The organism is Streptomyces sp. CY-1, assembly GCF_047218265.1.
Taxonomy (GTDB): domain Bacteria; phylum Actinomycetota; class Actinomycetes; order Streptomycetales; family Streptomycetaceae; genus Streptomyces; species Streptomyces niphimycinicus.
The window spans coordinates 2892334-2904975 of sequence record NZ_CP178393.1 but is presented as its reverse complement, the minus strand read 5'-3'; the positions used below and the strand labels follow the sequence as shown (position 1 = coordinate 2904975).

Below are 12642 nucleotides of genomic sequence, written 5' to 3'. Positions count from 1 at the left end.
ATGCCCGGCGGGGCGCCGGAAGGAAGGGTTGGAATGCGCGCGAATCCCGCGCATTCCCCTTGCCTGACGGTGTCTGGAGTGATCTACAGGTGGCGACATTTCTTTACCGGATCGGACGGTGGGCCTTCCGGCGGCGCCGGCTCGTAGGCGGTCTGTGGCTGGGCGCCCTGGTGCTGGCGCTGGCCGCCGCCGCGATGGCACCGGAAGGGGAGGAAGAGGACCTCTCCATGCCCGGCACCGAATCACAGCAGGCGTTCGACCTGCTGGACGAGCGCTTCCCGGAGAGCAACTCCCAGGGCGCCGAGGCCCGTTTGGTCTTCCAGGCCCCGGACGGCCAGCGGGTGACGGCCAGGGAGAACAAGGCGGCCGTCCAGGACACGCTCGGCTCGCTGGACGGGGGCGACCAGGTCGCGTCGGCCACCGACCCCTTTGAGAGCGGCGAGGTCAGCGAGGACGGCACCATCGCCTACTCCACGATCACCTACACCGAGGGCGCCGTCGACCTGACCGAGTCGACGAAGACCGCCCTCGAGGACGCCGCGGACCAGGCCCGGGACGCCGGGCTGACCGTCGAGGTCGGCGGCTCGGCCCTGGACTCGGAAGAGGAACCGGGCGGTACGACGGAGCTCATCGGCGTGGCGGTGGCGGCCGTGGTGCTGGTCCTCGCCCTCGGGTCACTGGTCGCGGCCGGACTCTCGCTGCTGACCGCCCTCTTGGGCGTGGCCATCGCCTTCGGGCTGGTCTCCGCGCTGGCCGTGCCGCTGGGGCTGACGTCCACCGTCGCCATCCTGGCGCTGATGCTGGGCCTGGCGGTCGGCATCGACTACGCACTCTTCATCACCTCCCGCTTCCGCGACGAATGCGCCCAGGGCAGCGAGCCGGAGGAGGCCGCCGGCCGGGCGGTGGGCACGGCCGGATCCGCCGTCGTCTTCGCCGGGGCGACCGTCTTCATCGCCCTGGTCGGGCTGGGGGTCGTCGGAATCCCCGAACTCACCAAGATGGGCATGGGCGGCGCGGGCGCCGTGGCCCTCGCCGTACTCGTCGCACTGACCCTGGTCCCCGCGCTGTTCGGCCTCTTCGGCCGCCGGATCCTGCCCCGCGCCCTGCGCAAGGCCGAGGGAGCGCCCCGAAGGGGCGCGGGGAACTGCGCGACCGGCCACGACGAACCCGCAGACGGCCGACGACCCATCGCGGCAAAGCCGGAGAAGCGCATAGGCACTCGCTGGGCGCGATTCGTGCTGCGCCGACCGATGGCCGTGCTGATGGTCGCCGGACTCGGGCTCGGCGCCGTCGCCCTGCCGGCCCTGAGCCTCGAACTCGGGCTGCCCGGAGACGAGTCCAAGTCGGTGGAGACCACCCAGCGCCGCGCCTACGACCTGCTGTCGGAAGGCTTCGGCCCCGGCTTCAACGGCCCGTTGACCGTGGTCGTGGACACCTCGAAGTCCGCGGACACCCGGGCCGTCACCAACCAGGTCGTCAAGACCGTACGGGGACTGGACGGGGTCGCCTCGGTCGGTGATCCGGTGCTCAGCCGGACCAAGGACACCGCCGTCCTCACCGCCGTCCCCAAGACCGCGCCGAACAGCGGCGAGACCAAGGACCTGGTGCACGCGATCCGGGGCGCGGTCTCCGGCGTCGAGGCGGACACGGGCGCCACCATTCTGGTGACCGGCACCACCGCGATGAACATCGACATCTCCGAAGCCATGTCCGACGCCCTCATCCCCTATCTGACCGTGGTCATCGGGCTGGCGGTGCTTCTGCTGCTGGTGGTCTTCCGCTCGGTCCTGGTCCCGGTCAAGGCCGCGCTCGGCTTCCTGCTGTCGGTGGGTGCCGCCTTCGGTGTCCTCGTCGCCGTCTTCCAGTGGGGCTGGGCGGCGGACCTGCTCGGCATCGAGCAGACCGGACCGGTCATGTCGCTGATGCCGATCCTCATCATCGGCATCGTGTTCGGCCTCGCCATGGACTACGAGGTCTTCCTCCTCACCCGGATGCGGGAGGCCCATGTCCATGGCGCGTCCCCCGGCGAGGCGATCGTGGCCGGTTTCCGGCACAGCGGACGGGTGGTGGCCGCGGCGGCGATCATCATGATCAGCGTGTTCGCCGGATTCGTCGGGATGAGCAGCCCGACCATCCAGACGATGGGCGTCGGCCTGGCCGCCGCCGTCCTCTTCGACGCCTTCGTGGTCCGGATGGCGATCGTGCCCGCGGTCCTGGCACTGCTCGGCCACCGGGCCTGGTGGCTGCCCCGTATCCTCGACCGTGTGCTGCCGAATGTGGATATCGAGGGTGAGGCACTGACCAGGCATGTCCCGGCGTCCGCGACCGTGCCGGACACCGCGGTTCCGCCGCTCCCCGTCGGCCGGTACCGGGGCTGAGCCGGCCATGACGAACACAGGTGGCGGTGGCCCGCGATCACGCGGCACGTGGTGGCGGGAGGGAGCGATCACCGCGGCGGCGTTCGCGCTCTGTCTGCTCGGCGGCGCTCTGAAGGAAGACGGCAGCACGCTGTCACTGCCGCCCGCCGCCGCCTACCTCATCGCCGTGGTGTCCTGTGCCGTACTGCCGGTGCGGCACCGGGCGCCCCTGGCCGCCATGGCGGTCACCACCGCGGGCGGTGTGCTGGTGCCGTTCTCGGGCCTGCTGCTGAGCCCGCTCATCGTGGCCCCCGCCGTGATCACCGCCTACTCGCTCACCGCGCGCACCGAACGGCACGCGACGAGCGCGGTGTCGCTCACCTCCCTGGCGCTGCTGGTCGCCTCCGCCCCCCTGTTCGGGGCCCTCTCGTGGAAGGACGCGAGCAGGGTGGCGGCGGTGGCGGCGTTCCCGCTGGTGGCCGCCGTACTCGGGCACGCGGTGCACAACCGGCGGGCCTATCTGGCGGCCGTGGAGGAGCGGGCCCAGCGGGCCGAGAAGAGCCGGGAGAGCGAGGCGCGCCGGAGAGTGGCCGAGGAACGGGTGCGCATCGCCCGGGAACTGCACGACCTGGTGGCCCATCAGATCACCCTGGCCAACGCGCAGGCATCGGTCGCCGCCCACCTCTTCGACACCCGCCCGGAGCAGACCCGTAAGAGCCTTACGGAGCTCGTCGAGACCACCGGCCACGCACTCGACGAACTGCGGGCCACGGTCGGCCTGTTGCGCCAGTCCGGGGACGCGCCCACGCCCGGCGATCCGGCACCCGGGCTGTCCCGGCTTCCCACCCTCCTCGAGTCCTTCCGCCGCGCGGGTCTGGAGGTGTCGGTGCACCAGGAGGGCACGGCCAGGCCGCTGTCGCCGGGAGTGGACCTCACCGCGTACCGCATCGTCCAGGAGGCGTTGACCAACGTGACCAAGCACGCCGGTAGCGGCAGCGCCCGGGTGGGCCTCGCCTGGAACCGCGATCGTGTGACCATCACCGTCGCCGACGACGGAAGGGACGCCCGTACGGGGCCGAACGCGGCCACGGGACGGAGTGCGCCCGCGATGCCGGAGCGTCCGCCCGGTTACGGTCTGATCGGGATGCGGGAGCGCGCCACCGCGGTCGGGGGACACCTCTTCGCGGGCAAGCGCCCGGAGGGCGGGTTCCTCGTCTCCACCGAGCTGCCCCTCCCGCCCGCCAAGGACCCGGCGCGGACCACGGACGGAGCGACCACCATCGAGGGACGGATGGCCGACGCGGCGACAGACGACGGACGGACAGACGACGGACGGACAGACGACGGACGGACGGGCGACGTGCGGACGGGCGACGTGCGGACGGGCGACGTACGGACGGGCTACGGAGAGGCGGGGGATGCGCCGTGACGCTCCGAGTGCTGCTCGCCGACGATCAGGCCCTGCTGCGCGGGGCCTTCCGGCTGCTTCTCGACTCCGCCGACGACATCACCGTGGTCGGCGAGGCCGCCGACGGCAGGGAGGCGGTGAGACTCACCCGGCAACTGCGCCCGGACGTGGTGCTCATGGACATCCGCATGCCCGAGGTGGACGGTCTCGCCGCCACCACGGAGATCTGCGCGGACCCGGAACTGCGCGCCAGCCGCATCCTCATCCTCACCACGTACGAGACCGACGAGTACGTCGCGCAGGCGCTGCGCGCCGGGGCCGGCGGCTTCATCGGCAAGGGCATCGGGGCCGAGGACCTGCTGGCCGCCGTGCGGACGATCGCCGACGGCGACACGCTGCTGTCCCCCGCCGCGACCCGCTCCCTGGTCGCCCGCTTCCTGGCCACACCGGCCGACGCCCCGCCGCGCCACGCCGAACGGCTCGCCGTGCTCACCCCGCGCGAACGCGAGATGGTGGCGCTGGTCGCCACCGGCCTGTCCAACCAGGAGATCGCCGAGCAGATGTTCCTCAGCCCCTTCACCGTCCGCGCCCATGTGCAGCGCGCCATGACGAAGCTGGAGGCCCGTGACCGGGCCCAACTCGTCGTCATCGCCTACCGGACGGGTCTGGCCCACGCCGCCCCCGACGGCGACGGGGCCGACCCCCTGTCGTAGTCCGAGGTCACGGCATCGTGGCGAACGCGGGCAGCGTGAGGGCCGAATGGGCCGGTCGTGGCGGCGCGGAAGGCAGGGTGGCGAGGCCACGCAGCCTGGTGTTGCGCTGCTCCAGCGCCTGCGCGGTGGTGGGGAAGAGCGTGGCCCCGCCCTTGTCGACCAGTGCCTGATTCATGGCGACGAAGTCGTGAACGTCGCGTTCGTAGGCGGCGAACGCCACGGTGTGATCCCGGTGCGTGGCCAGGGCGTTTGCCAGCATATAGGCACCGACCAGCGCGAGGCTCGACCCTTGTCCGGTGAGGAACGAGGGTGCGTACGCGGCGTCGCCGACGAGCGCGATGCGGCCGCTGGACCAGTGGGGCATGCGGATCTGACCGGCCGTGTCGAAGAACAGGTCATCCGCGTCGCGCAGGGCGTCGACCATACGAGGGACCTCCCATCCGGCGCCCGCGAAGGCCGCGGCGACCAGGTCCCGCTGGGCGTCGGGGTTCCGGAGGGCATCGAGCGGCGGTTCCGGCCGGTGAAAGGTGAGGAAGGCGTGCACCTCGTCGTCGTCCCCGACGGCGTAGAGGGCCGCGGCCTTCCCCGGGGTGTTCCACATCATGACCTCGCGGGAGAGCCCGAAGGTGTTCGGCATGGTGAAGATGGCGAAGCAGTAGCCGAGGTAGCGGTGGAACTGTTCCTCGGGGCCGAACAGGGCCTCCCGGGTGGCCGAGTGCATCCCGTCGGCGCCGATCACCAGGTCGAACGTGCGCCGTTGCCCACTGCGGAACGTGACGTCGACCCCTTGTCCGGATTCGTCGAGGGTGTCGATGGAGTCGCCGAACAGGAATTCCACATCGTCGCGGACTTTTCCGTACAGGCTCGCCGCCAGATCCCCACGACGCACTTCCAGGTCCTGCCCCTCGACACCGCCGGCAACGGCGCTCGGGTTGAGCGAGGCCACTTCGCCGCCATCGGCGTCGAGGAAGGTGCAGCGGCGCGAGTCGATATGCGCGTCCCGCAGCCGCGGCAGTATCCCCATCCGCCGGACCACCTCGATCGCGGTACCGCGGATGTCGATCGGGTAGCCACCGGCGCGCAGTGCGCCTGCCTTCTCCGCGACGGTGACCGCGCATCCTGACCGGTGCAGCCAGTACGCCAGCGCGGGCCCGGCGATACTGGCCCCGGAGATCAGAACGGTGCGCTTCGCGGTGGTACGTACGTCCATCGACGGACCGGTGGATGTCATGCCTGGACTCCATTCTGCGTGTTAGGGATCTGCGCGTTACGGATCTGCGTGCTGCGGATCTTCGTGATGGGGACAATGAGCAGTGCCAACGCGGCGACGAGACCGGCGGTGACGAAACCCGTGACGAAGGCCGATTCGGTCGGCAGGCCCGTCTTCGAGTCGGCCCCGGAGTCGAGGATCGCGCCGCCGACCTGGGAGCCCAGGGCGACGCCGATCACGCGTGTCACCACGAGCAGGCTGGTGGCGATGCCGGTGTCCCCGGTGTCGACGGCGGCGGCGGCGCGGGTGAGCAACGCCGTACTGGCGACGCCCGCGGCGATCGCGGCCAGCGCCTTCGCGACGACGAGCTGCCATTCCGCGGTGTGCAGCGACGCCAGGGCGATCGCCGTGGCCGTCGTGACGACGGCACCCCCGACGAGCACGGCACGCAGACCGAAACGCCGCGCCACGACCCCGCCGACCGAATCGCTCACCGCCCCGGCGATGGCGCCGGGCAGCAGGAGCAGTCCGATGTCGGTGGTGCTGAGCCCGAAGCCGTATCCGTCGGCCGGTATCGCGAACATCTGCGGCAGCAGAAAGGCCACCATCCCGAAGCTGGTGGTGACGACCAAGGTGAGCACGGACGAATGCCACATCGCGGGCTTGGCCAGCATGCGCAGATCGACCATCGGCGAGGCCGCCCGGCGCTCGACGGCGACCCACGCGGTCGCGAGGGCGGCCACGAGAAGGATGAGGGCAACGACCGCGAGGGGCGGCAGACCATCGCCCATCACCCTGACGAGCCCGATCATGAACACGAGCAACGTGCCGCTCAGCAGCGCCACGCCCGGCCAGTCGATCCTGTCGTCCGACGCGATCGGCGGATCATGCGGCATCAGCCGCATCAGGACCAACGTCGTGGCGATGATCGCGATCGTCGGCAGCGCGAACATCCAATGCCAGGACAGCTTTTCCGAGAGCGGCCCGGCGATCAGCGTTCCCACCATGCCGCCGCCCGTGAACAGGGCCATGACCACCCCGATCGCCACCTGTGACTCGCGTGCGGGGAGGTTTTTGCGCACCAGGATGAAGGAGAGGGGCAGCGCGCCCACCATGACGCCCTGCAAAATCTGACCGAGCAACAACACCGGCAGGTCCGGGGCGAGGCTCGCCAGCAGACCACCGGCCGAGACCACGGCCATCAGCCAGACCAGCACCCGCTTTCCGCCGAAGCGGTCGCCGAGTTTGCCCGCGACGGGTGTGATGACCGCGCCGGTGATGAGCAGGGTGTTGCCGATCAACGCCCCTTCGGAAGGGCTGACCCCCAGCTCACGTTGCAACTGCGGGAGCGCGGGCTCCACCACTGACTGGAGAGTGCCGAGGGCGAGCGCCAAGATGCCGAGGGCACCGATCGACAGCCTCCCGATGCGGACCGGGGAAGCTACAGCTAGGGACATGGACGTCCTTCCAGACACCGTCGGACAGGGGGGAACGCGCGGGATTCACGCGCATTCCAACCCTTCCTTCCGGCGCCCGTCCGGGCATCGTCTCCCGCCGCCGTCTTCCCCTGGTGCGCCCGGACCAGCCACTCACCCGTCCTGGTGCCTACGCACCACGGACCGACGCGGGTTGTCGCGCTCGGCCGCGGCCCCTTAGGGGCGGGTCGCGCGGATCAACCACCCGGTGGTGAGCAGGCACACCGTGGAGATGGCACAGAGGATCAGCGGTACGGCGCGGACGCCCGCGAGTTCGATCGCCATGCCGAGCGCGGGCGGTGCGGCGACCCCGCCGACCATCGAGGCCGCCATGACCAGTGCCCCGGCCCGGTGGGCGCGCGGCGCCGTCCGGAGCAGCCAGGGCAGCCCGGTGGGGAAGATCGGCGCGATGAACAGCCCGGCACCCGCGTACGCGTACGGGGCCGCGGCCGGGATCCCGGCCAGCAGCAGACACCCGGTCATCCCCGCGCAGCTCACCACGATGATCGCCGGAGCGGACCAGCGCAGGGCGAGCGGGGCGACCAGGAAGCGGCCGACCGTCATCATCAGCCAGAAGGCGGAGGTCGCGGAGGCTGCGGCGGTCGCTCCGTAACCGATGGTCTCCAAATGGGTCGGCTCCCAGCCGCCGACGCCGGACTCGATGGCGACGTGGAGGACGTACAGGACGACGAAAGCGCCCAGCACGGTGGCCAGGCCGCGGGCGCGGACCCGCCCGCGCGCGCCCGTGTCGTCGCCCGCGGCCCCTCCCGCCTCCGCGCCCCCTCCCGCCCCGGCCTCGCCGCCGCGCGCCGGGGCCTCGTCGCGCACCCCGGCCAGACACAGCACCAGCGGCAGCGTGAGCGCGGCGAAGCCGAGGAAGACGGCGGGGTAGTGCGCGGCCCCGACCAGGCCGATGAGGGCCGGGCCGAGGACGGCGCCGATGCCGAAGTGGGCGTTGAGGATGTTGAGCATGGCGGCGCCGCGGCGCCCGAAGCCGACGGCGAACAACTGGTTCAGCCCGTAGTCGATCCCGCCGAAGCCCAGCCCCGCCAGGAGCGCCAGACCCAAGGCGAGCGGCCAGGCGGGCGCGAGCGCGAACCCGGCCGCGCCACCCGCCATCAGCAGGTAGGACCAGCCCAGCAGCCGTCGGTTGCCGATCCGGCCGAAGAGCCGGTCGAAGACGAGCACCCCCGCGACACCGCCGATGAAATGCGCGCTCAGGCCGAGCCCGGCGGCCGAGGGCGAAAGCCCGTAGGTGTCGCGCAGGGCGGGGATCGACGGCCCGTAGAGCGCCTGCAAGGCGCCGATGAGAACGAAGCCGACGCAGGAGGCGGCCACGGCGGCGCGGCTGAACAGGGGTGTGGGGGAGGGGAGTCGAGGAGGGCGGTGCGGAGGAGGAGGGGTGCTCGACGGGGTGCTCGATGGCTTTTCCACGGCGTCCACGAAGGGGAGTGTTACCGCTAACATCGTGGCCGTCAAGGGAGTTTGGCCACCGTCGACCACTGCGCTCGGCGCCTCGGCGCCTCGACGGCGAATCGCGCTTCGAACAAAATCCCGTGCGCTTCGGGCCGGACCTTGCCAGGCTGAGCGGATGGACCGTCAACGCAGATCCCAGCTCGCGCACGCCGACCACCCGATCGCCGCCCCGCTCGCCGATGAGTCGGTGGCCCGACTGCTCGACCGGGCGGTGGCGGACGAGGCCGACCGCGCCCTCGACCTCGGCTGTGGAGGCGGCGCCTGGCTGCGGCGGCTCCTGGTCCGCTATCCGTGGATGCGGGCCGAGGGGGTGGACATCCACACCGCGGCCCTGGAGCAGGCACGCGAGGGCGCGGAGGAAGCCGGGGTCGCGGACCGGCTGGTCCTCCATGACATGGACGCATCGGTCTTCGCCTCGGCACACCGCTTCGACCTGGTGCTGAGCGTCGGCGCCGCACACGCCTTCGGCGGGCTGCTGCCCACCCTCGCCGCGGCGCGTGAACTCCTCGCCCCGGACGGCCATGTCCTCATCGGCGACGGCTTCTGGGAGCGCGAACCCGACGCCGCCGCCCTCTCCGCCCTGGGCGCCACCTGGGACGACTACGCCGACCTCGGCACCACCGTGGACCGCGTCACCGCCGACGGCTGGACACCCGTCTACGGCCACGTCAGCACGGCGGGGGAGTGGGACGACTACGAGTGGTCATGGACCGGCTCACTGTCCCGCTGGGCCCTGGACCACCGCGACGAACCCGACGCCCTGGACACCCACAAGGTCGCCGCCGAACACCGCTCCCAGTGGCTGAACGGCTACCGCGGCACCTTCGGCTTCGTCACCCTCGTACTGCGGCAGAGCCCCTGAGCACCACGCTGGGCGTTGTCGGTGGTGGATGGGACCATCGCGGCATGTGCGCCGACAGCTCGACCACCGCCTACTGGGACGCCGCCGCCGCGGACTTCGATGACGAGCCGGATCATGGGCTGCGGGATCCGGCCGTGCGGGAGGCGTGGGCCGCGCGGTTGCGGGGGTGGCTGCCCGCGCGGGCCGGGGATGTGCTCGATCTCGGATGTGGCACGGGGAGCCTCGCGCTGCTCGCGGCCGAGCGGGGGCACCGGGTGACGGGGGTCGATCGCTCGCCGCGGATGGTCGAGCTGGCGCGGGCGAAGCTGGGCGGGACGGGGGCCACCGTGCTGGTCGGGGACGCGGCGGAGCCGCCCGTGGGGGAGGGGAGCTTCGATGTCGTCCTGGTCCGGCATCTGCTGTGGATGCTGCCGGACCGGCAGGCGGTGCTGCGCCGCCTGGTCCGGCTGCTGCGGCCGGGTGGGCGGCTGGTGCTGATCGAGGGGCGGTGGGGCGAGTCCGACCCCGTCGGGCTGCCCGCCGCCGAGCTGTCCGCGCTGGTCGGGCCGCTGACGGAGCGGCTGTCGGTCGAGCAGCTCGCGCCGGACGCGGCGCTGTGGGGGCGGGCCGTGCACGACGAGCGGTATGCCCTGGTGGCCGACCTGGCACCGGCCCGGCGCCATACCGAGATCGTGGACGTCCATCTGATCCTGCGCCGCGGGGATGAGGTCCTGCTGGCCCGCCGTGCCAACACCGGCTATGCGGATGGGCTGCTGCACGCCCCGTCCGGGCATGTCGAGGACGGCGAGGACGTCCGCACCGCGATGCTCCGCGAGACGGCCGAGGAGATCGGCCTCACCCTGGGCCCGGACGAGGTGCGGGCGGTCCTCGTGCTCCAGCACAAGGCGCCCACCGGGGCGGCCCGTACGGGGTGGTTCTTCGAGGCGGAGCTGGAGGAGGGCGGGCAGGAGCCCGTCAATCGGGAGCCGGAGAAGTGCTCCGGGCTCGGCTGGTTCCCGCTGGCCGCGCTGCCGGACGACATGGTGGCGTACTGCCGAGCGGGCCTCGAGGCGTATCGCGCGGGCCACCGCTTCGCCGTCCACTGGCACGAGCCGGACGACCCGATCGCGTATGCCCCGCAGGGTCCCGGCCGGCTGACCCCGCTCTGACGATCAGAGGTTACGGGACGCTGTCCCGTTTAGTTAGACTCGGCGGCGAAGGGAAGGGTGCGGTGAACGACAACGATCGAGACGCGGGGCGCGCGGCCCGGCCCAAGCGGGCCGACGCGCGGCGCAATGAGCAGGCCCTGCTCGAAGCGGCCGCCGCGGTCTTCGTCACCTCGGGCGTGGAAGCGCCGATACGCGATATCGCGGCCAAGGCCGGGGTCGGCACGGCCACGATCTACCGTCACTTCCCGACGCGGGCGGATCTGATCGTCGCCGTCTACCGCCACCAGGTCGAGGCCCTCGCCGAGGCCGGTCCGGCCCTGCGGGCGACCAGCGAGACTCCGCACGCCGCCCTGGGGCACTGGATCGATCTCTTTGTCGACTTCCTGGTCACCAAGCACGGGCTCGCGGCCGTGCTCCAGTCCGACGAGCCCTGCTTCGACCCCCTGCACTCCTACTTCCTCGACCGGCTCCTGCCCGTATGCACCCAGCTCCTGGACGCCGCGGTCGCCGCGGGCGAGATCCGCACCGGCCAGGACGCCTATGAGCTGATGCGCGGCGTCGGCAGCCTCTGCGCGGGGGCCGGCGCCGACCCCCGCTACAACACACGCCATCTGGTCGAGCTGCTCATCGCGGGACTGCGCCGACCGCACTGACCACCGGCCACCGGCCACCGGCCATCGGCCATCGGCCATCGGCCACCGGCCACCGGCCACCGGCCATCGGCCGGACAGCGCCCGCCCTGGCACACAATGGGGGCCACAAACCACCCCGCCCACGCCCCAGGAGCCCCAACGTGGCCTTGCAGATCACCGTCGACCAGGACGCGGCGACCGCCCCCTTCGCGCAGATCCGCACACAGATCGCCGAGCTGGCCCGCTCCGGCGCGCTTCCCGTGGGCTACAAACTGCCGACCGTACGCGGCTTCGCCGAGGAGCTGGGGCTGGCGGCGAACACCGTCGCCAAGGCGTACCGGGCCCTGGAGGCGGACGGTGTGATCGAGACCCGTGGCCGCCACGGCACCTTCATCGCGGCGGCGGGCGACGCGGCCCGGCGCCAGGCCGCCGAGGCCGCCCAGACCTATGTCCAGCGGGCACGCCGCCTGGGTCTGGACCGCGCCGCCGCGCTCGCCGCCGTCGAGGACGCCCTGCGAGCCGCCTACGGAGACCCCACTGGAAGCTCTGCCGCCGGCCCCGCCTGACATGCTGTCCCCCATGACCAGCCGCAAAGCCCTCGTCCGACGCCCCAGCCCCCGCCTCGCCGAGGGGCTTGTCACCCATATCGACCGCACACCGGTCGACGCCGCGCTGGCGCTGCGGCAGTGGGAGGTCTATGTCGTGGCGCTGCGTGCGCACGGCTGGGAGACGGTGGAGCTGCCGCCGCTGGACGACTGCCCGGACGGGGTGTTCGTCGAGGACACCATGGTCGTCCACCGGAACGTCGCGGTGATCGCCCGCCCCGGAGCCGAGTCCCGCAGGCCCGAGACGGTGACGACGGAGGAGGCCGTGACCGGGCTCGGCTGCTCGCTGAACCGGATCCGTGAGCCGGGCACGCTGGAGGGCGGCGATGTCCTGAAGATCGGCGACACCGTCTACGTGGGACGCGGCGGACGCACCAACGGCGAGGGCATCCGCCAGTTGCGCGCCGCGCTGGAGCCGCTGGGCGCACGGGTGGTGGCCGTACCGGTCAGCAAGGTGCTCCACCTCAAGTCGGCCGTCACCGCGCTGCCGGACGGCACCGTCATCGGCTATCCGCCACTGGTCGACGACCCCGACGCGTTCGACCGCTTCCTCCCCGTCCCCGAGGAGTCCGGCGCCCATGTGGTGCTGCTCGGCGGCGGCAAGCTGCTGATGGCGGAGAGCGCGCCGCGCAGCGCCGAGCTGTTCGCCGAGCTCGGCTATGAGCCGGTGCCGGTGGACATCGGCGAGTTCGAGAAGATGGAGGGCTGTGTGACCTGCCTTTCGGTGCGGCTGCGGGAGCTTTACGCCTGACCTGA

11 protein-coding genes are annotated in these 12642 nt (G+C 72.0%); 8 read left to right on the top strand and 3 right to left on the bottom strand.

Features of this window, described 5'->3' with window-relative positions:
- Window positions 1-89 precede the first annotated feature (89 nt).
- The 3 genes from ACK1X7_RS12480 to ACK1X7_RS12470 are packed head-to-tail and all read left to right on the top strand — an operon-like array spanning window position 90 to window position 4478.
- Window positions 90-2378, top strand: coding sequence for an MMPL family transporter (locus ACK1X7_RS12480; RefSeq protein WP_413115095.1), 2289 nt, complete (start codon window positions 90-92; stop codon window positions 2376-2378).
- A 7-nt stretch (window positions 2379-2385) separates the two neighbouring features.
- Window positions 2386-3786 (top strand): sensor histidine kinase, encoded by a 1401-nt coding sequence (locus tag ACK1X7_RS12475; RefSeq protein ID WP_390793850.1) that lies wholly within the window; start codon window positions 2386-2388, stop codon window positions 3784-3786.
- Window positions 3783-4478 carry a response regulator gene (locus ACK1X7_RS12470; protein WP_382958414.1) on the top strand — a complete coding sequence of 232 codons (696 nt, stop codon included), beginning with the start codon at window positions 3783-3785 and terminating at the stop codon, window positions 4476-4478. The genes ACK1X7_RS12475 and ACK1X7_RS12470 overlap by 4 nt, the downstream gene beginning before the upstream one ends.
- A 7-nt stretch (window positions 4479-4485) precedes the next feature.
- On the opposite strand, the gene ACK1X7_RS12465 is transcribed toward ACK1X7_RS12470, so the two are convergent.
- The 3 genes from ACK1X7_RS12465 to ACK1X7_RS12455 form a co-directional block, all read right to left on the bottom strand.
- The gene (locus ACK1X7_RS12465) at window positions 4486-5709 is read right to left on the bottom strand and encodes an FAD-dependent monooxygenase (protein WP_413115094.1); all 1224 of its coding nucleotides are present in this window, start codon (window positions 5707-5709) and stop codon (window positions 4486-4488) included.
- Window positions 5706-7145: an MFS transporter gene (locus ACK1X7_RS12460; RefSeq protein ID WP_390793852.1), complete on the bottom strand. Its 1440-nt coding sequence runs from the start codon at window positions 7143-7145 to the stop codon at window positions 5706-5708. Before ACK1X7_RS12460 ends, ACK1X7_RS12465 begins: the two co-directional genes overlap by 4 nt.
- Before the next feature lie 195 nt (window positions 7146-7340).
- Window positions 7341-8519, bottom strand: coding sequence for an MFS transporter (locus tag ACK1X7_RS12455; RefSeq protein WP_390793913.1), 1179 nt, complete (start codon window positions 8517-8519; stop codon window positions 7341-7343).
- A gap of 235 nt (window positions 8520-8754) precedes the next feature.
- Between ACK1X7_RS12455 and ACK1X7_RS12450 the strand changes: the two genes are divergently transcribed.
- From ACK1X7_RS12450 to ddaH, 5 genes are all read left to right on the top strand, one after another.
- Window positions 8755-9501: an SAM-dependent methyltransferase gene (locus ACK1X7_RS12450; protein WP_385153021.1), complete on the top strand. Its 747-nt coding sequence runs from the start codon at window positions 8755-8757 to the stop codon at window positions 9499-9501.
- Between the two features lie 44 nt (window positions 9502-9545).
- A complete protein-coding gene (locus ACK1X7_RS12445; RefSeq protein ID WP_385153018.1) occupies window positions 9546-10649 on the top strand; it encodes a methyltransferase domain-containing protein in 1104 nt (367 codons plus the stop codon).
- Between the two features lie 62 nt (window positions 10650-10711).
- Window positions 10712-11302: a TetR/AcrR family transcriptional regulator gene (locus ACK1X7_RS12440; RefSeq protein ID WP_385153015.1), complete on the top strand. Its 591-nt coding sequence runs from the start codon at window positions 10712-10714 to the stop codon at window positions 11300-11302.
- Window positions 11303-11442: 140 nt separating this feature from the next.
- Window positions 11443-11847, top strand: a complete 405-nt coding sequence (locus ACK1X7_RS12435) for a GntR family transcriptional regulator (protein ID WP_390793855.1) — start codon at window positions 11443-11445, stop codon at window positions 11845-11847.
- Window positions 11848-11860: 13 nt separating this feature from the next.
- On the top strand, window positions 11861-12637 hold the full coding sequence (gene ddaH / locus ACK1X7_RS12430; protein WP_385153009.1) for a dimethylargininase: 777 nt from the start codon (window positions 11861-11863) through the stop codon (window positions 12635-12637).
- Window positions 12638-12642 lie beyond the last annotated feature (5 nt).

Coding starts and splice junctions, on each gene's coding strand:
- ACK1X7_RS12465 (WP_413115094.1), bottom strand. CDS start 5,709: ATGACATCCACCGGTCCGTCGATGGACGTACGTACCACCGCGAAGCGC.
- ACK1X7_RS12445 (WP_385153018.1), top strand. CDS start 9,546: ATGTGCGCCGACAGCTCGACCACCGCCTACTGGGACGCCGCCGCCGCG.
- ACK1X7_RS12460 (WP_390793852.1), bottom strand. CDS start 7,145: ATGTCCCTAGCTGTAGCTTCCCCGGTCCGCATCGGGAGGCTGTCGATC.
- ddaH (WP_385153009.1), top strand. CDS start 11,861: ATGACCAGCCGCAAAGCCCTCGTCCGACGCCCCAGCCCCCGCCTCGCC.
- ACK1X7_RS12475 (WP_390793850.1), top strand. CDS start 2,386: ATGACGAACACAGGTGGCGGTGGCCCGCGATCACGCGGCACGTGGTGG.
- ACK1X7_RS12450 (WP_385153021.1), top strand. CDS start 8,755: ATGGACCGTCAACGCAGATCCCAGCTCGCGCACGCCGACCACCCGATC.